This window comes from Arthrobacter sp. TE12232 (assembly GCF_054062615.1).
The window spans coordinates 4,378,616-4,403,642 of the sequence record NZ_JBSSFK010000001.1; the positions used below are offsets into that span (position 1 = coordinate 4,378,616).

At 62.6% G+C, this 25,027-nt stretch carries 26 protein-coding genes and 2 pseudogenes; 11 read left to right on the forward strand and 17 right to left on the reverse strand.

Annotated elements, in window-relative coordinates; genetic code table 11:
* Position 1 precedes the first annotated feature (1 nt).
* From ACVWZ7_RS19560 to ACVWZ7_RS19575, 4 genes and pseudogenes are all read left to right on the forward strand, one after another.
* On the forward strand, positions 2 to 328 hold the full coding sequence (locus tag ACVWZ7_RS19560) for a helix-turn-helix domain-containing protein (RefSeq protein ID WP_456508809.1): 327 nt from the start codon (positions 2 to 4) through the stop codon (positions 326 to 328).
* A 245-nt stretch (positions 329 to 573) separates the two neighbouring features.
* Positions 574 to 759, forward strand: a pseudogene (locus ACVWZ7_RS19565) (Helicase associated domain protein); the annotation flags it as partial.
* Positions 760 to 1,493: 734 nt separating this feature from the next.
* Positions 1,494 to 1,889 carry a hypothetical protein gene (locus tag ACVWZ7_RS19570; RefSeq protein ID WP_456508810.1) on the forward strand — a complete coding sequence of 132 codons (396 nt, stop codon included), beginning with the start codon at positions 1,494 to 1,496 and terminating at the stop codon, positions 1,887 to 1,889.
* A 159-nt stretch (positions 1,890 to 2,048) separates the two neighbouring features.
* Positions 2,049 to 2,558 carry a hypothetical protein gene (locus tag ACVWZ7_RS19575; protein ID WP_456508811.1) on the forward strand — a complete coding sequence of 170 codons (510 nt, stop codon included), beginning with the start codon at positions 2,049 to 2,051 and terminating at the stop codon, positions 2,556 to 2,558.
* Positions 2,559 to 2,811: 253 nt separating this feature from the next.
* Here ACVWZ7_RS19575 and ACVWZ7_RS19580 read toward each other — a convergent pair whose 3' ends face one another.
* The 4 genes from ACVWZ7_RS19580 to ACVWZ7_RS19595 form a co-directional block, all read right to left on the reverse strand.
* The gene (locus ACVWZ7_RS19580; protein ID WP_456508812.1) at positions 2,812 to 3,597 is read right to left on the reverse strand and encodes a hypothetical protein; all 786 of its coding nucleotides are present in this window, start codon (positions 3,595 to 3,597) and stop codon (positions 2,812 to 2,814) included.
* Positions 3,598 to 3,680: 83 nt separating this feature from the next.
* A complete protein-coding gene (locus ACVWZ7_RS19585; RefSeq protein WP_456508813.1) occupies positions 3,681 to 3,899 on the reverse strand; it encodes a hypothetical protein in 219 nt (72 codons plus the stop codon).
* A 409-nt stretch (positions 3,900 to 4,308) separates the two neighbouring features.
* Entirely contained in the window at positions 4,309 to 4,950 is a 642-nt protein-coding gene (locus ACVWZ7_RS19590) for a hypothetical protein (protein ID WP_456508814.1), read from the reverse strand.
* A 161-nt stretch (positions 4,951 to 5,111) separates the two neighbouring features.
* Positions 5,112 to 5,972 (reverse strand): hypothetical protein, encoded by an 861-nt coding sequence (locus ACVWZ7_RS19595; protein ID WP_456508815.1) that lies wholly within the window; start codon positions 5,970 to 5,972, stop codon positions 5,112 to 5,114.
* Between the two features lie 191 nt (positions 5,973 to 6,163).
* Here ACVWZ7_RS19595 and ACVWZ7_RS19600 point away from each other — a divergent pair, with 191 nt between their 5' ends.
* The gene (locus ACVWZ7_RS19600) at positions 6,164 to 7,003 is read left to right on the forward strand and encodes a protein NO VEIN domain-containing protein (protein WP_456508816.1); all 840 of its coding nucleotides are present in this window, start codon (positions 6,164 to 6,166) and stop codon (positions 7,001 to 7,003) included.
* A gap of 354 nt (positions 7,004 to 7,357) precedes the next feature.
* On the opposite strand, the gene ACVWZ7_RS19605 is transcribed toward ACVWZ7_RS19600, so the two are convergent.
* The 6 genes from ACVWZ7_RS19605 to ACVWZ7_RS19630 all read right to left on the reverse strand — a co-directional run bounded on the left by ACVWZ7_RS19605 (position 7,358) and on the right by ACVWZ7_RS19630 (position 13,642).
* Positions 7,358 to 7,801: a hypothetical protein gene (locus tag ACVWZ7_RS19605; RefSeq protein ID WP_456508817.1), complete on the reverse strand. Its 444-nt coding sequence runs from the start codon at positions 7,799 to 7,801 to the stop codon at positions 7,358 to 7,360.
* Positions 7,801 to 7,962, reverse strand: coding sequence for a hypothetical protein (locus tag ACVWZ7_RS19610; RefSeq protein ID WP_456508818.1), 162 nt, complete (start codon positions 7,960 to 7,962; stop codon positions 7,801 to 7,803). Before ACVWZ7_RS19610 ends, ACVWZ7_RS19605 begins: the two co-directional genes overlap by 1 nt.
* Positions 7,959 to 8,162 carry a hypothetical protein gene (locus ACVWZ7_RS19615; RefSeq protein WP_441426953.1) on the reverse strand — a complete coding sequence of 68 codons (204 nt, stop codon included), beginning with the start codon at positions 8,160 to 8,162 and terminating at the stop codon, positions 7,959 to 7,961. Before ACVWZ7_RS19615 ends, ACVWZ7_RS19610 begins: the two co-directional genes overlap by 4 nt.
* Before the next feature lie 994 nt (positions 8,163 to 9,156).
* On the reverse strand, positions 9,157 to 10,800 hold the full coding sequence (locus ACVWZ7_RS19620) for a hypothetical protein (RefSeq protein ID WP_456508819.1): 1,644 nt from the start codon (positions 10,798 to 10,800) through the stop codon (positions 9,157 to 9,159).
* Between the two features lie 383 nt (positions 10,801 to 11,183).
* The gene (locus ACVWZ7_RS19625) at positions 11,184 to 12,656 is read right to left on the reverse strand and encodes a hypothetical protein (protein ID WP_456508820.1); all 1,473 of its coding nucleotides are present in this window, start codon (positions 12,654 to 12,656) and stop codon (positions 11,184 to 11,186) included.
* Positions 12,657 to 13,489: 833 nt separating this feature from the next.
* Entirely contained in the window at positions 13,490 to 13,642 is a 153-nt protein-coding gene (locus tag ACVWZ7_RS19630) for a hypothetical protein (protein WP_456508821.1), read from the reverse strand.
* On the opposite strand from ACVWZ7_RS19630, the gene ACVWZ7_RS19635 reads away from it, so the two are divergent.
* A complete protein-coding gene (locus ACVWZ7_RS19635; protein ID WP_456508822.1) occupies positions 13,633 to 13,980 on the forward strand; it encodes a hypothetical protein in 348 nt (115 codons plus the stop codon). The two genes, ACVWZ7_RS19630 and ACVWZ7_RS19635, sit on opposite strands and share 10 nt — an antisense overlap.
* Positions 13,981 to 14,172: 192 nt before the next feature.
* On the opposite strand, the gene ACVWZ7_RS19640 is transcribed toward ACVWZ7_RS19635, so the two are convergent.
* From ACVWZ7_RS19640 to ACVWZ7_RS19655, 4 genes are all read right to left on the reverse strand, one after another.
* Positions 14,173 to 14,412 carry a hypothetical protein gene (locus ACVWZ7_RS19640; RefSeq protein WP_456508823.1) on the reverse strand — a complete coding sequence of 80 codons (240 nt, stop codon included), beginning with the start codon at positions 14,410 to 14,412 and terminating at the stop codon, positions 14,173 to 14,175.
* A gap of 8 nt (positions 14,413 to 14,420) precedes the next feature.
* On the reverse strand, positions 14,421 to 14,630 hold the full coding sequence (locus ACVWZ7_RS19645; RefSeq protein ID WP_456508824.1) for a hypothetical protein: 210 nt from the start codon (positions 14,628 to 14,630) through the stop codon (positions 14,421 to 14,423).
* Between the two features lie 366 nt (positions 14,631 to 14,996).
* Entirely contained in the window at positions 14,997 to 15,242 is a 246-nt protein-coding gene (locus ACVWZ7_RS19650) for a hypothetical protein (protein ID WP_456508825.1), read from the reverse strand.
* A 67-nt stretch (positions 15,243 to 15,309) separates the two neighbouring features.
* Positions 15,310 to 17,046, reverse strand: a complete 1,737-nt coding sequence (locus ACVWZ7_RS19655) for a hypothetical protein (RefSeq protein ID WP_456508826.1) — start codon at positions 17,044 to 17,046, stop codon at positions 15,310 to 15,312.
* Between the two features lie 745 nt (positions 17,047 to 17,791).
* Between ACVWZ7_RS19655 and ACVWZ7_RS19660 the strand changes: the two are divergent.
* A pseudogene (locus tag ACVWZ7_RS19660) lies at positions 17,792 to 18,138 on the forward strand (DDE-type integrase/transposase/recombinase); the annotation flags it as partial.
* A 377-nt stretch (positions 18,139 to 18,515) separates the two neighbouring features.
* On the opposite strand, the gene ACVWZ7_RS19665 reads toward ACVWZ7_RS19660, so the two are convergent.
* A complete protein-coding gene (locus ACVWZ7_RS19665) occupies positions 18,516 to 19,265 on the reverse strand; it encodes a neutral zinc metallopeptidase (RefSeq protein ID WP_344366131.1) in 750 nt (249 codons plus the stop codon).
* Here ACVWZ7_RS19665 and ACVWZ7_RS19670 point away from each other — a divergent pair.
* The gene (locus ACVWZ7_RS19670; RefSeq protein WP_456509169.1) at positions 19,216 to 19,386 is read left to right on the forward strand and encodes a hypothetical protein; all 171 of its coding nucleotides are present in this window, start codon (positions 19,216 to 19,218) and stop codon (positions 19,384 to 19,386) included. The two genes, ACVWZ7_RS19665 and ACVWZ7_RS19670, sit on opposite strands and share 50 nt — an antisense overlap.
* Positions 19,387 to 19,669: 283 nt before the next feature.
* Here the strand turns inward: ACVWZ7_RS19670 and ACVWZ7_RS19675 are convergent, their stop codons facing one another.
* Entirely contained in the window at positions 19,670 to 19,837 is a 168-nt protein-coding gene (locus ACVWZ7_RS19675) for a hypothetical protein (RefSeq protein WP_344366128.1), read from the reverse strand.
* 433 nt (positions 19,838 to 20,270) lie between these two features.
* Here ACVWZ7_RS19675 and ACVWZ7_RS19680 point away from each other — a divergent pair, with 433 nt between their 5' ends.
* From ACVWZ7_RS19680 to ACVWZ7_RS19690, 3 genes are all read left to right on the forward strand, one after another.
* Positions 20,271 to 20,690, forward strand: coding sequence for a hypothetical protein (locus ACVWZ7_RS19680; protein ID WP_344366126.1), 420 nt, complete (start codon positions 20,271 to 20,273; stop codon positions 20,688 to 20,690).
* Positions 20,691 to 21,385: 695 nt separating this feature from the next.
* Positions 21,386 to 21,802, forward strand: a complete 417-nt coding sequence (locus ACVWZ7_RS19685) for a hypothetical protein (protein ID WP_456508827.1) — start codon at positions 21,386 to 21,388, stop codon at positions 21,800 to 21,802.
* An 890-nt stretch (positions 21,803 to 22,692) separates the two neighbouring features.
* A complete protein-coding gene (locus ACVWZ7_RS19690; protein ID WP_456508828.1) occupies positions 22,693 to 23,298 on the forward strand; it encodes a cysteine hydrolase in 606 nt (201 codons plus the stop codon).
* 174 nt (positions 23,299 to 23,472) lie between these two features.
* Here ACVWZ7_RS19690 and ACVWZ7_RS19695 read toward each other — a convergent pair whose 3' ends face one another.
* A complete protein-coding gene (locus tag ACVWZ7_RS19695; RefSeq protein ID WP_456508829.1) occupies positions 23,473 to 24,522 on the reverse strand; it encodes an IS110 family RNA-guided transposase in 1,050 nt (349 codons plus the stop codon).
* Between the last annotated feature and the right edge of the window lie 505 nt (positions 24,523 to 25,027).

Consider the following 25,027-nt stretch of genomic DNA (forward strand, 5'->3'; position numbering starts at 1 on the left):
ATTGCCCTTCGGCGACGTGCCAATCACCGAAGAAGGCTATGGCTGGGCCTTTCGCACAATAACGCCATGCGGCGAAGTCCTTGAACCTTTTGCGACGCCTGCACCACGGTTCCTCAAGCTTGACAACGTTTGCGATGAACTGAGCATTTCCAGCTCCCAGGCATACGCCTTGGGGCGCTCCGGTGACCTCCCCGCAATCCAGGTCGGCGGCCGCGGCCAGTGGCAGGTGGAACGCTCGAAGCTTGAGGAACACATCAAGCGCATGTACGAGCTGGCGGCGAATAACTTGGAAAAGCTTCCGGTCGAGGATTATGAGCCGTTCGGCTGAGGGTTCCGATGCAGGCCTTCAAAATCCCTGGCCACCGGCCAGGCCTGAGGATGAGTGGCTGCTGTTCTACCTCCGCGGCCTGACGTTCGCGCAGATCGCCCGACTGCCGGGCCAACGCCGAGACTGTCCGGTACAGCATTATGCAGCGTGAAGCGGTCAACCCGTCTGTGTTTGACCGGCGACTGATGCTCCATGACTGGCCACACACTATGAGTCACCACGGGTAGGGCGGGGAGCGTGCCTGGGATAAACGCTACGCGGCCGTCTTCCGGTTTGTCGCCGAGCAAGGCCACCTTCCAAAGCAACGCTGCAGTACTCCCGAAAGGGGCCTGCAGCGCTGGTTCTACAAGCAGCGGCTCAGGTTCGAAGCAGGGGAGCTGGACCCGCAACGGGAGGAATTGTTCGACGTGCTTGGGGAGTGGCGGCGCTGATGTCTGCAGGGCCTCCGGAACTTCTGGCCAGCCTCTGGACGGTCAGCCGGGAACGTCACTAATATTTTTGACACACGAGGCTGGTATGGGTGCTTGAGCGCCCGGGGATGAGGCGAATCGACACTGAATTAGGCGAGTCATTGCAACCAGCAACCAGTCGAAAGCCCCTCCTACGGGGCTTTCCATGTTCATCCGTCAAGGCGGCGGAGATTGAGCATCGGTGCCCGTGCCGCTCCCTGGCCGCTGTGCATCGAGCGGGTGTACGAGCAGGCGGCGAAGCACCTGGAGAAGCTCTCGTCCGAGGATGATGAGCCCGTCGGCTGAGGATCCCGCCACAGACTTTCAGGGCCCGTGGTCGCCGGCCAGATCTGACGATGAGTGGCTGCTGTTCTCCCTTCAATGTCAACGCCCAATCTGTATGGCACAGCATCCGGCAACGAGAAGCCATCGAGCCGTCTCTCACCGGCAGACGCCTGGTTCTCCATGACCGGCCGCGCTACGTTCGAGGGATGGTTCGGGATCTGACGGATTGAGGAACTTCAGGAAAGGGTTCCAAGGTACTGACCATCTTCGGTACTGATGCGGCACGTTTGTAAAGGCGGGTACTTCTTAGGTCGCAGCCCCTTTCGGGATTGGCGCTGGCTCCCTGCTCCTGGTAGCGGTCGCTGGGTTCTCCGCTGGCCAGCGTGACTCTGCATGTAGGATTTGTCCACTAGGACACTGAGGGGACCACCATGGGGCTTATCCGCAAGACATTCAGCATCGGCCTGACCGGCGGGTTGATCGGGTACAGATCCAGAGTGGAGAAGGTGGAACGGGACATCCGGCAGACTGCCAAGGCAACCCGGCAGGCAGCGGGCGCCTCACGGCAGCAGAACGTCCTAGTCGAGCGCCAGAACCAGCTGATTGAACAGCAGACCGAGGCCATCATCAGGCAGCAGCAGCAGTTGATCGAGCAGCAGGCCGCAGCCATGCGCAAGCAGGAAGAGGAGCTGAGGACGCTGCAGGGCGTGAACGGTGTTCCCTCTGCCGGGCCGGCAGGCGATGCGGAGCTTGAGCGGGGCCGGCGGGCTGCCTTCGGCGCACTCAGCGCCCACGAGGAATCGCGGCGGAAGCTCGGCGAGAAATAAGGCAGCTGCAGCCGGTAGCGGCCATGCCACTGCTATGTGGCGTGCTATCTCACAGTTCGCTCGTGCTGTCGGGTGAAGTTGAACAATCTCATTCGTTCGACAGCGAGACCCCTCCGACGTTAGTTGACTCCCGGGCTGCTACAGGATTTGATGATTCGCGTGAATGAACTCGATCAGGCGCTTCAGCGACTTCAGGATGCTGAACGGGTCGCTACTGCGGCGGGCGAACGGTCTGCTGCTCTTCTGGAAGACTTTCGCGACCGTATGCGTCGCCACGGCGTCGCTCCCATCCCTGTTGGGGACTACAAGGACCTGGGGGCGACGGGTTGGATCGGACACCGCCGTGCCGCAAGCTTCAGCCAAAGAGAGTTGGGCTGGGTTCTGCCGCAGAAACGCGGCGGCATGATGGTGACCGCGGATGGACGGCTACTTCAGGGCCAGCGCTTGTATGTCATGGGGCCGGGTCAAAAGAAAACTAACGGAGATCCGTACATAAGCTTCCACTCTCCGCCGAAAGACGGTTTCGCGTTCTGTGTCAGCAGCGAAAAACCGGGTTGGTTCACCGGAAACTCTTGGATGTTTACCGAGTTTCCCGATGCAACACTATATGTTGATCACCTCGCGGCGGCCCTGGCTACCATGTTCTCTAACAAGCCGATCTCACCGTAGATTACGCCGCTCAGCGGCCGCGGCAGGATACGCTGCAGGACACGGGCCCTGCTCTCGAGCGGCCGGCCTCCGCACCGGTACTCTGCCTAACCTGTTTCCTCCGACTGTCGCATAGAATCCGGAACCTCCTCTTAATTGGGCGTAGGTCTCTGCCTCCGCAACCGGGACGCCAAAGGCCGCCTGGGCAAGGGGGAAGGAGCCCCCCGCTTAGCCGCGGATCGCTGTGGCACTAACTGCGGGCCGGAGGCCGGCCTCACCAGGTCAGGGCCCTGCCCTCGGGCACCGGCCCGCAGTCCGCTCCGTCGGCCGAGTCGGCGAGGGAGTACTGGACGTCACCGTAGTTGTCGGCGGCCACGTGCCATTGCAGCCCGTTGGCCGCGCCGCCGCCCTCGTCCATGACCGGGTACAGCTTGAACGCCAGCGTGCCGTGGGCCGGGAGCATGCCGCCGTTGAAAAAGGTGACGTCTGCCGCGGGGTCCTGCTGGGGTCTCACCCCCGTGTAGACGAACAGCTGGGCCCTCTGGATGTAGACCGGAACGTCCCCGGTGTTTTCGAAGACGCCGCTGAAGTTAAGACCTGCCGTTCCCATGATTCCGAACGGGCTGGGGCCAACGGCCACCGAGTTAAGCCGCATCAGCACCCGGCCGGCGGCCGGGCACTCCGGGGCCGCGGGCGCCGGGGTTGGCTGCGGCGGCGCGCTTCGGACAGGGGCCTTCGCGGGCGGGCTATAAGCCGCTGAGGCCGGGGCCTGCACCACAGGCGGCAGCTGAACGGGGACTGCCGCAAAGGACGGAGCATCAGCCGAAGACGTTGGTGTACTGACCGGCGGGGCGGCGGCTGCCGTGGAGATGGATGCCGCGGCGGGGGCCGGATCCGCCGTGGACGGCGGGGCCGCGGCTGTGGCGGATGGCGCGGGTCGGTACTCTGTCGCCCTGTCCGGCCAAAGCCCGGGCAGAACAAACACTCCGGCGGCAACAACCATGACCGCGAGGACGGCGGCAATCAGCCATCCGATACGCAGCCTCCAGACATCCCCCATGACTTGATCTTAGGTGCAGGGCCGTCGGGACACGGTAAGGCCCCGCCGGATTGCTCCGGCGGGGCCTTACCTGAGGCGGCTGATTAGCCCTTTTTGATGGACGTGACGCCGGTCTGGACGGGCGCGATGTCGATGACACCGGTCAGGGACAGCGCCAGAACGAGCAGGGCGACGCCCACGATGATCCCGCGGACGAGGCGGCTCTTGGCGGACGTGTTGGCCCATTCACTGCGAGGGCGATCAATGGTTTCTCCATTGTTCGGAGGTGCGGCGGTGGGGCGGGCCTGGTATTCGGTGTGCAAAACGGGACTGCTATCGGCAGGACCGGTCCGGTGCATGCCTCTGCCGTGAAACATGCGTAGACATTGGCGGGTCAGCCGTCGGCGGGCTGCAGCGCCACACCGTCACAGGCCACGGACCGTGGAATGTACACCGTGCACTCGACGCATTTGCCGTTCACGATGGCCGCGAACGGCACGCCGTCCTTGATGCCCTGCTCCGCGATCGCTCACTGCCTTAGGAGTGGAGCGAAGGTCCGGATGCTCGACCACTTCACTGTCATATTCCACTACTCGTGGCCGTCCGCGTTGATCGTCGGTACTTGCTTCGGCTTCTTGGTCGTGCGGTGAGCGGATTCCCTCGGGCAACACGGTTTACACCCCCGCAACCACGCGTCGTACATGCATGGACAGGAAGTTGCCTAGATTCTCCTTAGATGCAGTCGTCGCAGACACCAGTGGCAGGCAACTGGATCCCATGCACCGGGCAAACCGGCTTCGGCTGCGGCGTGGCTTTCACCACCGGATTCACCTGCGCCTCGTATTTGGGGGTCAGCATCGGCTCGGCGTCCGCCGGCACGTCGCCGTAGGCCCGGTAGCACGCTAGGCGTTCCACGGCCGCGGCCCGTTCGCGGTCCAGGCTGGTAGCCGGGATTTCCTTGCCGGAGGCGCGCAGCACCTCGTCGAAGCCGGCGCCCACGGTCCCGTCTGTTGCCGTGACGACCAGCGATGACAAGGCCGGCCGGTTCTGTTCCAGGCACAGGTGGATCACCCGGTTTAGCAGCCGTGCGCTCATGTTCTGGACCAGCATGCGGGTATGGATTCCGGTTGCGTCAAAGAGCCGGGTGGCCAGTTCCTTGTAGGTGATGTGGGCGCCGTACGTGGTGGCCACTTCTTCCAGGGCCAGAACTGCAGCATCCGCCCATTCGTCGATGGCCTGTGGGAAAGGAATCTCGACGTTGCGGTGCGGTTCCCGCCATGTGCCCGGGAGAGTAGTCGTCACGGTCCTGCTTTCATCGTCGGTTGTTGGTGCCTCGATGAATCCTAGCCCCGCATTGCCGTCGGAGAGCTCCATGCCGGTCTCCCCACACATCGGGTGGTTCTCTAATGCGGTCAGGAAACCGTGTCCGCCAGCCAGTGGTGGCCAAGCTCAGCCAGATCCTGAGAGGCGTCGGAGGGCTCTTCGGCCTTGACTGAACCGACAGCCGTTGCTGGCCCATGTGCGCCCTGGTGGCCTCACTCCAGGCCCTCGGCTGTCGGCCGGCAGGTCCTTGCACCCCGGCGGGCATTACTTTGTTTCAAGCTTGGCCAGGCGTTCGGCGATACCACTTCTTCCCGGAGGGTCTTCGGCGACCGTGTCAGCCACCTCTTCAACACCGCGGTCTCCTCGTCCCGCTGGTGGAGCTTCTGGTGGACGATGGCTGCCTGCTCGGTGTACCAGGGCGCCGGAATGCCGTCGCCGGCATCGCCTTCGGCACCCTCGATGGCCTTGTAGCAAAGGACCAGAGCCTCTTCGAGCCGGCCTTCACGTTTCAACTGCTTGATTGGCTCAACGAGCTCCAGGTAGTGGACACCTTCGACCATGCCCCGCCGGAACGGCGCCGCCCGCGCGCCACCGCCCTCCAGCGCTTCCCGGACCATCTCAGACCGGCCGGTGTGGGCGCTGTCGATCCGTTCCCTGGAGGTCAGCGCCGGCGGATTCTCCTTGGAGTAGGACCATTCGGGCTCCCTGTCACCAAGCCACACGTACGCCTTGGCTCGGAGTTTCTGCTCCCGCAGGATGTGGAGCTGGTAGGGCACTGGCTGGCTGACACCCACCGGCAGGTGCACGTCCTCAGAAGCGTAGGAGGGGAGGCAGCCGACCCTCTCGCCATTCACGATGACAGAAACGGCGTGCGGGTTGACCGGGTTCTCCGGCTCGCGTTGAAGTTGGGCACTTCCCTGGTAATAGCCGCGCTCACCAAGGCCCTCCCGGGCAGCAAGGTCTTCAACGGCATCCTTGGCAAAGCTAGTCGTACCCGCGACCTCCACGCAGGCACTGTAGCCAATCGAAAGGAAGATGACGCGCCGTTCCGTCGGTTGCTGCTGGAGTGCCATCGCTGGCCATCCAGGTTTGCGCTTCCCTCGCTGCCGCAACCAGGTCACGAAACCCATCGACCCCCTATCGTCCTGGCGGCGCCTGCCGCGGCCCTGACTCTACCAAGGCGGGTCGGGATGTCCGGGCTGCTGTGTCCGACCATGACGCCGCCGTGCACAGTTCCCGGGCTCCGTTCGGTGATACTCGATTTATGGTTATCCACATCAAACTCAGCGACCGAAAGACTGCAGACACGGATGATCCGCTTGGACGCTCGTGGTACGGCTACGACCCCGGGGCGACAGCAGCCGAACTCTGGGAGAACAACCGCGGGGACTGGAGACTATTGGCAGAGAGAATTGCCGCGGAGCGCTGGGCAGCGCTCAACTATCAGGGCCGGGTCGTCCTGGTCGCGGAACTTGAGGAACCGGCATACGAGATCCTTCCCGGCACGACACCACCGAAGAAGGCTCTGTTCGGCCGCGTCCTGCCAGCGGGGCACCCAGTTCGGGAAGCCCTGATGCGAACGCAGGTCGTGTACTCGAGCAGGAACGCCATTCAGTATGACCCGGCCCTTGACGTTGCCGAGCCCATAGAGGCAGATTCATCGGTGGTGCTGGATACTGAAACTGAGGATCGACCCGGCGCCGCGGGCCAAGGGCTGCAGATGGACGCTGAGGTCCGCAAAGCGATAGAGGATGCTGCCCAGGATCGCTTGATGAGCTACTTCCGGGACCGCTCCTGGGCTGTCACCGATACCCGGCAGAACCGCCCTTACGACGCTGTGGCCGACAAGGGAACGGAGCGGATCTACCTCGAAGCCAAAGGCACCCAGAGCCGAGGGGATTCCGTCATCGTCACCCGCAACGAGGTCAATCACGCGCGGCAGCACCCCGGTGCATGCGTCATGGGGGTCTGGTCTGACATGAAGCTGGTGGACGGCGTCGTGGATCGCGGGTCGGGCAAGTTCAGCGTTCTTCCCTTTAGCCCGGACGACCAGGACTTGCGCCCCCGTGACTTCGACTGGCGACTGCCCCGCGACCCGGCGTAATGACGACCGGTCCGGGTCCCCGTAGAGTCGCACAGACTCTACTTGCCCGGCCCCTTGCCGGAAGCACTCTGGCCCACCCGTGGCGAACCCGAACAATGGTGCCCCGTTGATTGGAACCAATTCGGACCATAACCGGGCGACGTCGTGGTCAGCGCCTCGATCCCGGCTAGAGAGCTGGGCGTCGGGGACGTCATTACCCACCCGATCCCGTTTGTCTTGCTCTTCGCAGTCTGAGTCACTGAAGTCGGGCCGTTTGTCGGACACTGAATTCCGTCGGGGGCGCCAACTGGCACTCCGAGACACAACGCTCTTTTGATCAGCCAGCTCACCAGGCCGGCGCTAAAGAAGGCGGTGTCAGTCGTTCCTGCTCAAAGCGGAACGGACGGCAGCGACATTCTCGGATGTGTCCGGTTCGCCGTAGTCGCGCAAGGCGTCACTTATGTCCTCGTCCGTAGCCGAGGTGCCGATGATGGAATCGGCCAGAGATACGATTCCGGCCACCACTTCAGCCATAGTGTCTCCGCCCGGTCTTGCCAGGGCGATCGGTATTGCGTTAGGTGGTTTTGCCATAGTCTCAGTCTGGTTCAATGGTGGTGTTGGTGATTGCGGTTGCGCGTGAAGATATGGGCTCGACAGCCCGAGGGTCGCTCGGAGCCGTGGGGCGAGCTGGTCGCGGCCGATCGTTTCCGGCTTCCCATCGAGCGCGATGAGGACATCGCGCAGTTTCTCACTCTCGGTGTAGTCTTCGGTCGCGTTCACGGCGACCGCCCCGGCCCGGGACACTTCTGGGGTGAGCATTACTTGTTCTCCTCGGGCGGGTAGACCAGCTCGTCATCGGGGCCCGCCAGTTTGGCGAACTCCGTGTCGGCGAGCAGGCCATCGGAGCGGACGTCGCCGGTCTGGGCGGCCTCCACGTGGATGGCGCGCAGCTCACCCCATGTAAGGTTCCGGGACATCATGTGTTGGCGTCCCTGCGGGTGACGGCGTCGTCGGCCTCGGCCTTGGTCGACAAGTCCCATTCGCCGCTCATCAGGATGTCGCCGTAGACGGTGTCGGACACCACCCACGCCTTCTTGGCGGAGTTGTAGACCTCGGTCACGCCGCTGGCCTCGTCGTGGCGGGCGATGCGTGGCATGGGTTCGTTGATGAAGTATTGCATGTCGGTACCCTCTCATTCGTTTCGCTCTCACCTCATGATGCAGGAAGGCGATGCGGGAAGCCCGTAAGGCCACTTTTCGCCTGTGGGTCGATCCTGACCGAGTGGGCCGTGCAGTCCACGACGCACCATCCGTCGGCGTCGGCGACCAAGATGGCGACGTGCCGGCCACCGATACTGCGGGCGATCGTGACCTCATCCACCCATTCGGCGCCAAAAGCGGATGGACCGTTCTCTTCGATTACCTCGTTGGTCGCTGCCCAGCAGTTGCCCAGCGCCAGGCGCGGGTCACCGAGCTGGCCGAGGGTGACAGTGGTCTTCCGTGCAGAGGGGGTGGTCCATGATTTCGAGGTCGGCGTAATCTTCCAGAACCCAGGAGGCGGCCTCGTACCGTCGGGCCACCTGCAGGTCCGGGGCGGGCTCGGTAATGATTGCTTAGCGTACGGGCAGTGCCAAGGACGCTTCGGTGTGGTTGCCGAAGTGAATCGGCCTGTATCGGCGCGACGGGTGCGCGGCCTCGGCGAAGGTGCCCAAGCCCTTCTGCGTGCGGAGCTAGAAGACCCTCGATGGGGCGCGTACCAAAAAGCGTGCACTCGTTCGACTTGGCCACCGGCTTGTTGCAGTTGCAGTCTGAACCAGAAGTATCCAAGCGATGTACCGTGGACTGGAGATGTCAGATCCATTCCTTGCGATGGAATAAGGTCCGGCCGCACAGTCTGGACCCGGCGGACGAACGTCCCACGCCGCACTGTCTGATTCAGACTGCCTGTGTCAGTCGTGATGCGCACCATGCGGAGGGACGGACCGGCAGGACTTCCCCGGAGAGCGTATTTTTTTTGGGGGGCGTCTCGGGTCTGCCAAGGTCCCGTGCAGCGCTTCCGGTCGTCTAGAGGTGTCGATTTCCTCGACCCTGAGCGTTCTGTGCCGTCGTGGCTTTGCTGCCATTCTTACTTCTCGGGTTGCAGGCGCTTGAGAACTTCGTGACTGTGTGTCTCCGTCATCGAAGCAAACGGAGCTGCAGCGTGTAGCTGCCGGAGTCATCTGGGAGGTACGAATCGTTATACGCAAGGTACAGGTTTCCAGATGCCGCCGCCGTTATCGATCCCTTGGACCCGATCAGGTTCCACGGTCCGCTCGTGCCGACTCTCGCGATTAGAGCCCCGATTGGTGCTGTCGGTAACGGTGCTGACTGGTCTAGTTTCGGAGTGCAAGCGTGTCCACTCACGCTACGGTTTCCGTCTGGATCAGTAATGGCATTGCCCGCGCATCCTGAGGTTCCCTCGTACCCGTACGAAATTTGACCTGTCGCCGTAACCCCGACTATCTGGCCCTTGGTGATTACAGACGGAACAACCACCTGCCCTGTTGGGGCTACCAATGAGAGTATGATCTGGTTTCCTTCGACGTTTTCCGGGTGTGCTCCCGTCGCAGTTGGTTTTGGCCTCAAAAAATCCTTGAGCGCTTGGTCGCTGGGCTGGAAGATGAACTGCCGTGCGATCGGGTCGAGCAGCAAGTCTGTCAGCGCGTCTGCGACGGGGGCCAGAGCCTGCAGCAACGCATAGAGACGCGCCGCTGCCATGAGGCCCTTCCCCGCAAAGCGGGCGCTCTTTTCTAGCAATGGTAAAGACGACGCCGGCTTGTTTTTGGCCCAGTACTTCGCCACGGATTCAACGATAGAATCCATCTGACTAGCCATGCATGTTGCAAGCGTGGCCATTAGTCCGGGGATTTTTGAAGCCAGGGCCTTTTGGGACGAAGCGGATAAGTGGAGGTCGACTCCTGTGCTAAGAATCTCTGATGAGCACTGGTTCAGCGCCATCAGGGTTGTGACCAAGGGCAGGGCCGGAATGGCTGAGAGGTCCGAGGCTTGTGCGTAAAGCAAACCTGCGACAACGTACGGGATCGTGGCGTCGACTTGTATCAGCGGCTTTGTCCGGTCCGCATGCCAAAAGTTGAGGACGTCGGCTTTGGCAAAGCGAAACGTGTACTCGCCCGTGGGCTGGATGAAGTAGCTGTCGGCTGTGTCAACCAAGGGGTTGGGTCCGCCTGTTTGGAGGCCGACAGCCAAAACCATCTGGGTCCAGGTTTCTGGGGTGTCATCCTGCCACAGGTCACTGTGCGTCCACACTGGTTTGATGGCAGTCGTGATGGCCGCTGCCGCCCCTCTGTTCAGCTTGAGCTTGATCTCGAGGTCGTCCGGGTTAGCAGGATCTGCGCCGGCACACCAGAGGATGGGTCCGTTGATGTCGTCGAAGTACTGCGGTGCAGAGTTGTCGTCCCAGCTCGGGGGCGCCGGAGGTGCGGGGCAGTTCGGAGGATTGGTACGGACGCCCAAAAGCTTCCCCGTGAGATTACTCCAGAACGACAAGCCGTAGGTTGAGAAGTGACTTAATCTCGCCCTGACTGACCTTCCATCCGGGGACGTCTCGCTGGCTAAAGGAATCCAGGTTTGGCTGCCGGCGTCCCAGTTGGCGATGAATGCAACTTTGTCTGCCGGCAGTGGATCGTTCAAGGTGAAGGTTAGATCCGCGCCCGATGAGGGGAACGCACCGGTCTTCATGTCTAGGTCAACCACTTGACCTAGGGACGATTGGGCCGGGAGCGCATCTTTCATCTCCGGTGTTTCCGGATGGTTCGTCACGCTCGCTTCCACTCCCGATGCCCCAGGAAAGCTGACGCTTGCTTTTGCCTGAGCAGAAGGGGTTTCAGGGCTAGGAGCGGGTTGTACGGAAGCTGTCCCGGAGATTTCAGCGTTAAGTTTTGCAGGGGTGCCGGTACAGGCGGCCAGCGTCCCCGTACTGCACGCCACGGCTAGGCAGGTCATATTTATCCAGAGACGGGAGCAGCCATGGCTCCGCGGTCGCTGATGCTCGCTACTTCTTTTCATTGGCAGGGGAGGCATGGCCTGGTCAGGCGCTGTGGCGCCGTCCATGATCTTCACGTACGACTCATCCGGGAACCGGGAAGCCGCCACGCACGCTTTCGAGGGCGCCCCTTCAACGCAGAATCGACGACTCTTGATCCTCATGAGCAGGACCGCACAGCTTGGTCAGGCGGCGTCGAATTGTCCAGCACTTTGACATAAGCCTCGTCGGGAAACCGTGAAGCGGCCACGCATGCCTGCGCCAAAGTATCGAACGGTCCCCCGTAGACGGCGTAGATCATCGTGCCCTTGTTCGACATCTGGTAGAGGGACGAGCAACTGCCGAGGGTTAGCAGGTATTTGGACCCGGGATGGCTTGCCAGATTGGCTTGTACGTCCTGTGAATAGGCCGATGGTGTTATCGACGAGTGGTAAAAGACAGCGAATTTTCCTGTGCAATCGACAGGCCGCAAGGGCGACGTAAGCCCCAGATCCCCAGGCTGAGTAGGGGACGGCGGTGCAGGCTGAGCCGAGGGCGGTGCAGCGACTACTGTTGCCGGAGCTGGGGGCTCGAGAGACGCCTGGTCGGTGGATGTAACCGTCGGCTGGGAAACTGGGGTGGCAGCCGGGACCGAGTCCTGCGCCGAGAGTCTCCCCGAGTTGGCACCCAGAAAGATGCCGAGGATGAGAACAGCAAAGGCGCTGGTTCCGGCGGTGATGCCGATAGTCCTCCGGCTCATCGTGGAGAAGTTGAAGGCCGGTTTTGGCTCCCGGCTTCGAGGCGGTTTCTGCCCCGACGTGTGAGCGAAATAGTCCTCAACCTTGTGGGAGTCGAGGGTTGGTTCACCCGATTCGTAGCGTTCGGGAGCAGGTAGTGATGGCTCAAAGGACTCCTGTGAGGTCGCCTCTGCGGATGCCTCGTGCGCCGAAGGAACGTGCTCCGGACTAGGCGGGAACCCGATCGAGTCATCGCACTGGGCGCCCCCCTCCTTTTCCTGAAGCAGATCCCATGCCGTTTGGCTTCCGGCTATAGCTGGAGACCCCGGAGTAGTCTGGGATGCCCCCAGTTCGCGGACGTAGCTATCCCGGAAGCGCCGCATTGCAGGTAGCGCAATGACCCGCTTCCGCCCTGTCGGGATGAACCCATAGATGGTGCTTTGTTTCGTTAGGTACTGGCCCACGGAAATGTCAATCCTCGAACTACCGTCGTTGTCCGTCCTCCATGAAATGGCGAATGACATTTGTGTGACGATGCCGCCGGGCCCCCGGATGCTCATGCGCAAGCCATCGGTATGGACGTCCTCGACCCGGAAGTTGCTGGACGCCTCGCTTAGCGTTGCAGCGGTCTTTCTGGCGGCAGCAATCATGCCATCGCCATCTACAAATGTGGTCCCATGGAATTCGACACTACCGATTTGTTCAGGAAGGCTCTTGCCCCAGCCGTCGAATTCATCCCGAATCGCTCCGGCCGGCCCGCGTTTGGCGCCAAAAAGCGCAATAACCGCGCCGGCAAGAAGCAGCACGAACATCCCGCCCTCATCCTTTACATAGTGCGGTGTTCGCAATTGGATGAAGCCGATCAAGACCATTAGTCCGCCGACTGTCAGGAAAACAGTTTTCTTGGTGACTTTCATTTGCTCTTCTATCTCCCAGATCCGCACCGCATAGGCGGGATGGCTACCTCAGTTTGAGGGAGTCAAGCTGTTCACGTAAGGCGACCAGCTCCGTGTTATCCAGGGAGCTTGCCACCCCGGGTTCGACAGGGGGGAGGTCACCGGCAGTGGCCTTGACTACCCCCACCTTCTCGCTTCGAATCAGCTTGAGGCGCCTTGTTGTTACAGGCGCTTACTGCGGTCTGTAACAACGAACGCCGGGGGCGCGCGGACCCTATGTGGGGCCGCACGTGCCGACGGGTGCGGAACCGGCGTTGCCCGCGCGCCACCCGTCGGCGTTATGAGTATCGCTGCCTTCACTGCGCCGGCTAGGTCGGGCGCAGTGAAGGCGAGGCGCTCAAAGACGATTCCTTTTCGGGCTGGGCGCATATTTCCTTCTTAATCCCGACCGCGTCTGCGTCTTACCCCGGATGCGGGATCAAGTGCGCCCGCGGGGGTTTGGCTGCCTCAAGAGTAGGGAGAAAGAGGTCGCGAGGCCAGCGTGCTGATTACTTGTTTTCCTGACGGCCATTCTCCCGCCACGGCCAGCGGACCGGGTCTCGCGCCCGGCGATCATGCCGGTAGGAACTTCCAGGCAAGTTGCTGCTGTTCCTCCAGGCGGGGATGCCCTCCAATGCGAGGCATGCTTCACGTGAATGAGACGGGCCGAAGTTGGCAAGGACGATGCCTCCCGGCAGCCGGTGTCGATTCCCGCTCCGCCGCCGGCTGTTACCCGCGTGGCGATGTCCAGGAGTATTGGGACGGCGGCACCTGGACCGGACACACAGCGCCGCTGCGGTGATCGGCCCGACCCACTAGGCGCCGAACGCGGACGCACCGGCCTCGTCGATGTCTTCGTTGGCGGCAGCCCAGCAGTTGCCGAGCGCCAGCAGCGGGTCTCCAATCTGGCAGTACGCTGGGCGGTACGCAGTCGCGTCGTGATTCTGGGGGGAGAACTTTGAAAACATGCGTACTGGCCCCCGTCGCGGCGGCCGCAGGAGTGCTGGCGCTGACCGGTTGTTCGGCACCGATGAGCGCCAAGGACGTATGCAAGCAATACCAGGACCTGTCGGTTGTCTTCTCAGTTCCCGGCGCTGCCTTGACCATGGACCGGAACAAAGTCACTGGTCAGTTCACCGATCTGGCCTCCAATGCCCCGGACTCGCTGAAGAGCGACTTGACGCTTGTCGCCAACTACCTCCAGGCCGCGGTCAGGGACAGAGACCAGGCGGAGGCCATGCGCCTGCTGGACGAGTACCAGCTCGCTGAGCGACGTGTCCGGGATACTTGCAGCACGGCCGGTTAGCGGAGGTGCCGGTCCGCTGACATCTCAGTCGGCCTTCCGAGCCGCGGACCCGGACGGGAGGGACGAAAGCCCCCGGCTGTCCTGTTGGCGCCCAGCGGCTCCGGAACGCTCACCGGGCCGGGTGCCGAGGGGATCGGGTGGGTAGGGCCGCTACGGGCCGCGAAAAGGCCCTGGCTAGTCGCGGTCCGGTACTTAGGTGCCCCATTGGTCCGGTCCGGCGGCCGGGCGGCGCCGCTCGGGCCCCGCGGACGCCCAAGGCGGCACCCAGGGCCTGCCACGTGCGAAATCGTCCAGGGCGCCGGCGAGGATGGTGGGGTGTTCTAGGCCGTCGACCGGTCGCTGGGTGCCCGCGCGCAGGGGAGTGACCATCCAAGCCGCAAAAACGTTATGCGGGACCTGCAGCTCCAGCGCCTGCTCAAACAGGGCGAGCACTGTAGGGTTCAGGCCCTTGTCATCGACCTGGAAGCCGGGCAGAGTGTTTCATCACCGACGAAAACCCGCACCGCCCGCTTCATGAACGGCGCGGCGTCGTTGTAGAGCGTCTCGACATGCGTTTCGAACTCTTCCTGGGTCGACAGACCGAATTCGGAGCGGATCCGGTCCCAGACGTCGACTTCGACGGCCGGCCAGTGGCGGGCTTCAGGCCTCACACTCCGAACAGTACGCCATGCCCGCGCGGAGGGCCTGACTCGCGTCTCTGCGGGAACATGCTCACTATTGGCGGGCTGGCCGTCTAGAGTCCAGCTCAATCACCTAGTTCGGATGAAGGTACAGGACCGCTGACCGCGTGCTGATCTAGTTGATTACCGATGGGACACGTTCGAAAAAGCGTGTACCCAGCCGACCGGCGGTTGGGGCAACTTTGCTGAGCCAGAGAAACCAGTTTGCCTCCGGCGACGATTCGTACCCGTGGACAATGACCCGTCGGACGGGAATGGGGACGACATTGGCCTACCCTGAATCGCTGGACGAGTGGGTAAACCTGCACGCCGGCGCAAGCCTTCGGAACTGAGCTGTCAGGGCCGCAGCGATATACGCAGCCGTTCGACCCCGGGGCCGCCTTCAGGGACGAACCCGATGAGATGCGGTTCCGAGGCCAGCCGGCCAAGCATGTTGCCCAGATGCTCCCTGTCGGCCTTTCCATAGACGACCCCGCGAAGATCGGATGCGCGCAGGACGCTGGCAAGGGTCAGGAAGTCGCTGACGTGTCGTTCCCACATCGGATCCTCCATGATGGCCAGCGCGGCCGCTTTGCCGACCATGCACCCCAGAAGCGGCGGACGTACTAGAACCGGCGGCGGGGACTGCCCGGCTTCATCCCGGGCCCGGCTATTTGACCCGGTACATCGGTGGTGTGTCGAAGTAGTTGTCATTCTGCTGGTGGTTCGGAAGACGGACGAGCCGGGGCTGGGAGACATCGTGGGCGGATGTGTAGTCGGGATCGCAGGCAGGGAAGTGGTAGATGCCGGCAGCCGCCTCTTTGGCGCAATGCCACTCGACCCCGGCCGGGTAGTAGCGCAGGAACATGCTTGAGGCCATGCTGCAGGTGTCGCCAAGGTCCATCTGGAAGCACAGGTGGAAGTCCGTGGCCCCGGCAGCCCCGGCAGCCCCGGTAGCCCCGTCGGCCGGGTGCTGATCGCTCACCCGTACGTCCGGGTACTTAGCCTTGGTTTCCGCATCGCTGAAGCAGTCCGGCGGCCCGGCGCGGGTGCACCATTTACCGCTGAGTGTGGCGGGGAATCCGGGAATGGGTGAGGGCTTGGCAGCGGGGGCGGCAGGGTAGGTAACGACGATGGTGTAGCCGTTGAGATTGAGTGCCGTATCTGCTGCTGCGGCAAGCCCGTTGGCAGCGGTCTGGATGCCGGACCACACCCAGGTGAAGACCGATGCGATTGTCACGGCGACGACGTCGAGCAGCTTACCTTTCGCAAGGCTCATGAACACCTTGCCCATGCACGACATGACGGTCCCCATGGCGCCGTTCAGGTAGTTCGCCGCTGTCCTGGCATCGCTCACATCGGCCGTGGCCATGCCCTGAAACCCGGCAATGCAGTCCGCGGCATCGACGGCCGTTGAGACGGTCTCCATGGAGATCTTCCCGAGAACCTTGGTGTACACCATGGTCGTTGTTTGGATCCCGAACCACAGGGCAGTGGCGAGGTACGCCGGAGGAGAGGGCTCGAGGCGGACACCCTTCGGCCCGCTGGCCGGGTCCACCTTGTATTCGACGGTCTCTCCGGGGCCGATGATGTCGATGGTGTTGCCCGGCTTCGAGGGCGCCGTGATGTATCGGGCCAGCCGCGGAACCATCTGGCCGAAGTCCAGGCTGCGGGTGCCTATGGTCAGGCCCGGGGTCCGTTCTGCAGCCACGGCGTACCCGCGGGAGTTGTTGACCTTCAGGACAGTGGATCCGTCCGGTGCCTTGCCCAGGCACCACTGGACCCGGCCGCCGCTGTCGCTGCTGACAGAGACGTTCCCCGCGCGTGCCTCAGCTTCCCGGTCGCACTGGGGCTGACTCCCGGCGCCGGTGTCCTTGTAGATGCGGTCCAGCTGGCCGCGGGCCCAGTCCGTCACCCAGTTCCAACCGTCGGTCACCCAGTTCGAGAAGTGGGTGGTGTGCACCACCAGGTCATGTCCGGAGACTTCCGTGTCGAGGACATACTGGATCGGGTCGCCGGGCCGCTCATTGAACCCCACCAGAGGGGGAGGGGTGCCGTCGATGACAGCGTTCTTGAACACCAGGGTGGCCTGCCCTGTCAGCCGGGCGCCAGTGAGCCCTATCGACCAGCCGTGCCGCTGCTCCGGAAGTTCGACCGGTTTGACCTCCAGCCGCCCGTCGCCGGCGAACGCGGCAGCCGGGATCCGAACCTCGGGCGATCCATCACTGCTGGGCAGTGTCACGTCGTGGCCCTGGCTGACGGCGACGGCCCCGGGGTCCTGCCTCGGGGCATCTTCCTTCGCGGCTGCGCTCCAGGGCGGCGACCACACCCCCGTCAGCACCAGCACGACAGCCACGATGCAGCTGAGCGCGATCACTGACAGGGCTACTCCCAGAAGCCGTTTCATACCGACATTCTGAGGCGCACCCCGGCGATTTCGACGCAACCACGGCTATATGACGCGGCCCGCAGCCAAAAGTCTTGGGACAGGACCACGCGTCGCCGGCGCAGAGGGATGCCCTTCGACTACGCCTGTTTCCCCGTTGACGGGCATTCCGCCCGAGAGTCATCGTCCGCGCTTCGCTGAGTCGATAATGCCCCCGGGCTGAGCGATAGTTGGACTAATGTGACACAGAATCTGCCGGCCCAACCCCCCGGCGCCCCTGTCTGGTGCATCGTTCCCGGGTAAGACTGCCGTCTTCAGGGCTTGCCGTAGAGCCAACACAGAGCGTTGCCCGCGAGGAAGTGGTTACGAAGATCTGTACACCATGGGCAGCCTGTCTCTAGCGTCGGAACTGTACCTGCGAGATTGGGCAAAACTACGGAACCGGCGCCACAAACTTCCAATTAGACTGGCCGCGATGACCCGGTTCGCAGGCACGTGCCTCCGCGCGATCCCGGCGATTCCTTGTTAAATGCTCTTCCAAATTGATCTACATCTCACAGTCGCGTCGCTGTGAGGTCGGAGGCTAGTTGGCGATTTGAATACTAGTTGGCGAAATGGGACCAGACGTTGTTTGGCGAAGACCGATCCAATTGGCGATACGGACGCCCGGGCTTAGCTGCAAGATCCGCAACTAAGCCCGGGTTTCCTCGGGACTTATCCTGATGCTGGTGTGAGATCGGAAGCTAGCTGACGGTTGGATCACTACATCAGCTACATCCACACCCTGGCAACGGTTCGTCTACCTCGCCACCGTCATCGACTGCTACTCCAAGAAAATCGTCGGCTGGTCCATCACGGATCACATGCGCACCGAGCTTGTCGCCGACGCACTCAAGAACGCCGCCCCGACAACCCGGATCGAGCCATCCGCGATCCGGCCGAGGCAGCCTCTACACTTCGACCGAATTCAGGGCCCTCGCGACAGGTCTGGGAATGCGCTCCTCGATCGGACACGCCGGGGTGTGCCGGGACAACAGCATGGCCGAATCGTTCTTCTCAGCCCTGAAAAACGAGCGTGTCTATCGGACCCCTTGCGCGACGGGAAGGACGGCCTTCAACATGACTTCCTGAGTGTGTTCTTGTACCTTGGTCGTCCTCGCTTTTGTGAGGTCGGAGGCTAGTTCGAGGTTCGAACTTTAGTTGGCGAAACGGGACAAGAAGACTTGCGAAATCTGGCTTTGTTGGCGCCAACGACCCAGTGTGAGATTTCGGGATAGTTGAAAGTTCCGGCACCTAGTTGCAGGGAGGCGCCGGGCTAGGTGCAAAGCCTGCTACTAGACGGCACGGATTCGAAGTGGCGCGGTTCATCTTCTTATTTCAGAGGTGAAGGGTACGGCCGCGCGCTTCGACGTCCCTTCCTGACAAGGGGCTGGACCAGAAGGCCGCCGGGGCGATGCGCCGGCGGCCTTCCTGTGCCTGATAGGCGCTGGTCAGTATGAGTCCAGCAGCCAGGGGTCACAGCTGGCGGGCGCACCGGAGTTGTACCCGGTCATGAAGGCAGCGTGCCGTTGCATAGGAGTGCCGTGGTGGCCGCGTGAGCTGGTGTTGTAGTCGCCCACCAGCATCGTTGCCTGGATGGCCTCCTCGATGTCACCGGCCTCAAGGATTCCCTCGTAGTACGCCGAGTTAGCCCACACACCGGCCCAACAATCCGCGTGGAGCTCCGTTTTGTAGACGGGGTAGTTCAGATCCGCCGGCGGAAGGGGAACGATGCCCAGCTCGGTTTGCACGTTGTGGGCATATTCATGGGCCACGGCCATGGCCACCGAGAAGTCCCCGGACAAATTTGTAGCAGCTTCAGTGTTCCCTGGCGCCCTCAGCTCCCCATTCCAGATTTTGGTCGCAATGGCCTGGGAGAACACAATGCTGTCATCGAGCGGGCAATAGTACGCATCATCATCAGTTGTCGGCGCGTTGTTGTCGCAGGCATTCTGCACGGACTCGCCAGGGCCCGGGAACACCACGTTCACGTAGGGCGCCGGGAGGCCAGCCGCTTGCAGGACCTTCGTCCAGTACTTGTCGACGTCCGTCGCAACCATCGTCATGAACGCTGACATGGTTGCCCGCGAATCCCCTGTGGAACGGAGTTGTGCGCCCTGGCCAGCGCGTGGCTGTTGCGGAAGCTGCGTCGTGGCCGGGACGGGTGCGGCCGGGTCCGGCGTACCCGGCGGCGTCACCATGGCCTCGTATGAAGGACTCGCCGATGACGCCCCCGGTGACGCCGGCGACACAGACGGGGTAGCGGAAGCTGAACTCGCAGTGGGCGTCGGACCCGATGCCGGCGCGGACGCTGGTCCTTGAGCTGTCAGCCCTGACGAGCACGACGTGCAGGCCAGTACGGATATAACGACCACGGAGAGGGCGATTCTAGGTGCTTTCATGGTGTCCCGTTTCTCATGCATTAACTGCTGGATACGAGGCGACCCCACCCAAAGTCGTCGATACCGACACGTGATATGTCGGATTTATGGAGTGATGCTCCCGACAATACGCCGGTGGGTCCCGGATTGCACTGGTTCGACCTGACGAAGTCGAAGAATTTCGCCGGAAATGCTAGCTTCGTGGCCACGACCGAGGCGGTCCGCTAATCGAGGAACGGCTCCCACATGGCGCGCATCGTTTCTGCGCAGCCGGAGAGCCAGGCCCGGACAGCGAGTTCGTCTGCCGGTGTGACCTTGATCCGGACGGACTGGTTGTACGGCCTGCCCTGCATCATGTTCGGTGATGCCCCCGCGGAGGCGTGCGTATTCAAGATTGATGGTATCTATTGGCGTCACTCTAGGAGCAATCGGGACGAAATGGCCGAGAGAGGGCCGGCCACCGGCGCGGAGCGTCTGCACGCGCACACACAGTTGAGTTGGTCCGGCGTGGGCCGATTAAAGCTTGTGGACGACAGTCCCTTGTCATGTTTGTCCCATCAGGACTACTATCGCCTCATCCACCATCCATATTGGGATGATGATTTGCGGGCACCGTTCCCGCCGAAACGCGCTCAATTCTCTCCGCCGAGCGCAATATGACACCTGCGAGGGGCAGGCATCAGCCGTAAAGGCTCATGCACGGACTAAATCCGGAATATTGGGGCTACCTCTCATGACCCGCTTGCATCTCAGCATTCTTGCTGCGCTGATCCAGCGTGCTCACGATTCACGAATGGGGCGTCGTCATGATGAAAGAAGACAACGATGAGACGCAAAATCATGACAGCACTGTTCTCCATAGTGATGCTCGTTCTGGGAACGGTCGCTTTGGCTTCGCCCGCACAGGCGTCCTCGGGAGGCACGTTCTGTTTCCGCCAGCAGAATGATGACCCCTTCATGAACAAACCCGTGTCCCTTGAGCTGAGTGCCGATGGGAACAACTGGTACAACGTGCTCACTCTCCAGACTGATGAGAGCGGATGCGGCTGGTACACCCTGACGGGCGACTACACGCAGTACTACGTCCGCGTCACAGCAGACTGGTGGTGGACGGGCATCAATGGGGAACTTCGTCAACACTGGACCGGGTTCACAATTGCCGGTTCACCGGGGACTCAGTATGACTCGCTGGGGAGCAACATTGTCATCTGCGCAAGCGTAGATGAAACTTCCCCATGCTACTGACCGCTATCTTCCAACCGGGATTTCGATGAGGAGAGAAGATCACCATGCTCCGAAAGATCACCACCGCACTCTCTGCTTTGGCTTTGGTCATACTTGGTTCGATTGCCATCGCGCCGTCAGCTAACGCAGCATCAGGGGGAAGTTACTGCTTTCAATACGAGACAAACGGGTACCCGTACGACACTCAGCCCGTCTACATTCAGTTCAGCGATGACATGGTGAACTGGAACACGGCCCTGATAATGAACACGGACAGCAGTGGCTGCGGCGCGTTCTATGTGTATGGCGATGACATCTACAGGTACGTGCGCGCTGTCGCGAGGCAAGAAGTGCGTACGAGCCTCGGTGGCGTTGCCGCCGTCTGGTCAGGTTCGTCCCCGCTCTACGGGAATCCGGGCAACGCAGCCCCAAGCCTCGGGACTGGGCTAGTCACATGCGTGTCGCGGAGTGTGTACCCATGCTTCTAGTCACGCAGCTAATAGACTTGGGCTAGAGGCAAAATCCCCGGCGCCTGCAAAGACCTCCACAGCGTCATCGACGCGCAGAAGGACCTCGTGGAAATCGTCCAGCACCTGCGGACCATGCTCTGCGTGAAGAGCTAGACCACCGCGACGGCGAAGGTCGCCCCACCCCACGGCGGGGCGGCCATTTCGTGCCGGGGGAGCGCCAGGGCCCAGTCCGCACACATGGAGCCCATGACTACTCAACGCGAACACCGCGACGAACACCCCGGCTGCAGGCCCGTCTGTCCCTGGCTGCCCGCATACAACCGCTACCGGCTCAACGTGAACCTGATCGCCGCCGCCACGGAAGACGTCGCCGGGATGCCGGAAGCTGCCCCCGCCGACTGGCTGGACTTCCTGCGTGGCCGGGAAAGGCCCAGCAAGTGGCACCTGCGGAGCAAATTCATCGCCCACCGGGAAAACTGGCGCGAGGAGGAGCTCGAAAGCAATCAGGTCGACGATGTCTTCCGCCGCCGCGGCCTCGGAACGCTGGGCGAAGTGCGAGTCCGCCGTGGCGGGCAGCTGCAGAAATGGTTCAGACGGGCTGATTGCAGTGAACCGGCCGTAGTCGGCGCGCGGGTGCAGTGCCAAGGTGAACTTGCCGATTAGGCCTGGGCTCAAACACATCTCCTTCGCGGCTGCAGTGGTTACGAAGATCTGCACCCACATACTGCTCGGTAGTGGCAACGTTTGGGATCGCGCGACGTTCGCGCGGCGTGGCGTTCTCGGTCTATGAACCCTTTATCGATGACGAATGGTGACCACAATCGGAACCACGGACGAACAGGACCTTAGGTGACTACGTAGAGGCCGGAGTCACCGTCTCCAAGTGTCTTCGCCAACTAGTTCAGTGATCCGATAGCGTTAGAGGCTGGAAGAAAACCCCGGAATGACGGTGATTAGTTTCTGGCATTTCCGCCAACGAGCCTCCGATCTCACAGTCGTCATCGTTCGTCATGTTGTTGAGAGATGTCACCCTAGATGGAAGAAGCGCATCGTCTAGGTGGAAGTCTTCCAAGTAGCTGCCACTAAATCGTGCAGGGTCCGCTTTGTGAGTCCAGTCCCGGGCAGACGGCTCAAGGCCACCGGCTGATGTGCCCCCCGGCCGGCACGGCCAGGCAGCCTCCGCGCGGCGCGCGCGATCCAGTACAGCTGATCGGAAATGCTCTGGTTCGGTTTTACCGCGACAACGCGGATCCGGGGGAACGTTGTCGGGTTGGACGAACGGGTGGGCCTGCGGAACCACCCACCGGCCGGCATGGGCATACGCCCTGGCCTTGATCACCGTGACAGCCTTCCGCAAGCTCATCGTCAGTCCCATCCCTCAAGGATGTCCACGGCCGTCATTCCCGGACCTTTTCAGATGAGGCAACGCACCCGGCTCCCCGGACCTTTTCCATGAGTCAACGCGGCCCCTTGTCCTGTGCGTGGGCCGAGGCTAGTCTGACCTCGACCGTCGGCATTGCCGCGGGCGCGTCACCGCCGATCAGGAGGATGCCTTGAAGTTTGATCCGAACACCACCGCCGTTGTACTCATCGAATACCAGAACGATTTCACGTCCGAGGGCGGCGGGCTGCATGACGCTGTCCGACCGGTCATGGAAAAAACGGACATGCTCGCCAATACGGCTCGCGTTGTAGAGGTGGCCCGCGCGGCCGGTGTCACGGTAATGCACGCGCCCATCACGTTTGCCGAGGGCTACAACGAGCTCGGCAAGCATCTGTACGGGATCCTCAAGGGGGTCGTGGACGGTGGCGTGTTCGTAAAGGGAACCTGGGGTGCGGCCATCATCGACGAGTTGGCGCCGGCCGAGGGCGACATCGTCATTGAAGGTAAAAGGGGTCTCGACACCTTCGCCAGCACAAACCTGGACTTCATCCTGCGCAGCAAAGGCATCACCACCATCGTCCTGGGAGGGTTCCTGACGAACTGTTGCGTCGAATCAACCATGCGCAGTGGCTACGAGAACGGGTACCAGGTCGTGACTTTGAGCGACTGTGTCGCTGCAACATCGGTTGAGGAACACGACAACGCGATCGCGTACGACTACCCGATGTTCTCCACCCCGATGACTGCCGAGGAATTCTCCAGCCGGCTGTCTTAGCTTTGCAGAGGACGAAGGCCGCACCGTCCGGCACGAAGCCATGGTGCGGTCCTTGTTCTGCCTCCGCTCTATTTGGTGGCCGTCACGCTGCGCCGCAATCGTTGACCGTGTGAAGGCCGATTTCTATCGACTCGCCCACACCGGCCTCCCTAGAGACCCTTCTATGGCGTCGAGTCAAGCCATGAGTGTTTGGAGTTGGCGGAAGATTTGTCTGGCGATGAAGCGCTTGAGGCAGCGGCGGATTTCCCGTGGGCTCCTGCCTTCTGCGGTGCGTCGCTCGATGTAGGCGCGGGTGGCGGGGTCCGTGAGGCTTCTGGTCCGGGCGACGACGTCCAGGGCGCGGTTGAGTTGCCGGTCTCCGTAGCGGTTAAGCCGGTGCCGGTGCGTGCTGCCTGAGGATGCCGGGATGGGGCTCGCGCCGGCCAGGGCCGCGAAGGCCGCTTCCGAGCGGACACGGCCATGGTGCGAGTACGCGGCCAGGATGATCGCCGCGGTCACTGGGCCGACCCCACGGATGTCCAGGATTCCCGGGGCCATGAGCTGGACATGCTCGGCCAGGGCCAGGTGATTGGCCTCCAGCTCGGTGCCGAGGGCGATGACGGCAGACGCGAGCCGCCGTGCCTCGGCCCGCGCGACAGTGGCGGCAGCGCCGTCGCCCTGTCTTGCCCGCCAGCCCTGGACCGTTGCGACTTGGGCACCGGTCAGTGGGGAGCGTGCGTCGATTCCCAGGTCCAGGGTCCGCAGAAGGGCGGTCAGCGCGTTGCGCGCGCCCGTGCGCTGGGTGTCCATCGAGCGCCTGGCGGCCAGGAGGATCCGCAGTGCTTCCCACAGGCCCTCGGCCCGCGGGTTGACGAGTTCTGTGGTGGCCGCTCCCAGGACGGTCCGGGCGGCGGCGACGGCGTCGATCGCGTCGGATTTGCCGTGGGCGTGGCGGGACTGCCGCCGGGGCGGCCTGGCCTCGCAGACGGCGAAGCGCTCCACCTCGAGCAGGCGCGTCAACCGGGCCCCGTAGGAGCTCGTCCCCTCGACCGCGACCAGGACGTTCCCGGACTGGGTGCGGCGGCGGATCCACTCCACCGCCCGGCTCATGCCTGCCGCGCTGGCCGGAAACGTGTCGGTCTCGATCACCGCGCCCGCGGCGGTGGTGAGAACTGAGAATGTGTGGGTTTTGGCGTGTGTGTCCACGCCGACGACGTGTGTGTACTGTTCTGCGACTGTGGTCATGTGCTCGCTCCTGTCCCGATGGGGTGCGGTCGAAACCAGCCGGAGGATCACCCTGAGGCAAATCTCTAACGAGTCACGCCGCACCACCGGGGCGAAGCGGACAGCCTTCTATCAAGCCATCGGAGTGGGCCGACTGCTCCCGGGACCTCGGGGGCGGACAGGTCGTCTATAAGACACCGCAGAGCGGGTCAGATATGAAAGGAGTCACGCCCCGGCGGTCCCGGAAAGCAGTCTGCCAACCAACCTCGGGCCGGTCACTACCCATTAGAGATATGAAGTGTGATCGGATCCTGCCGGTCCGGGGCCGGCCCATTATCGCCGGGCGGTCCTGCAGCGCCGGCTTGGGGTGCTCGCTGCCCCCGGATGAAGGGCGGCGCTGCGGGACCTGGACCCCCGGCGGTGATGTCCTCTATCCCGGACGGGCAGATTCCGGCAGGAACGGGGGCCGGGGCCTTCTGTTTCACAGCGTCCGTGGGTTGCCATTAGCGGCTCCCGTGGCCTGCGC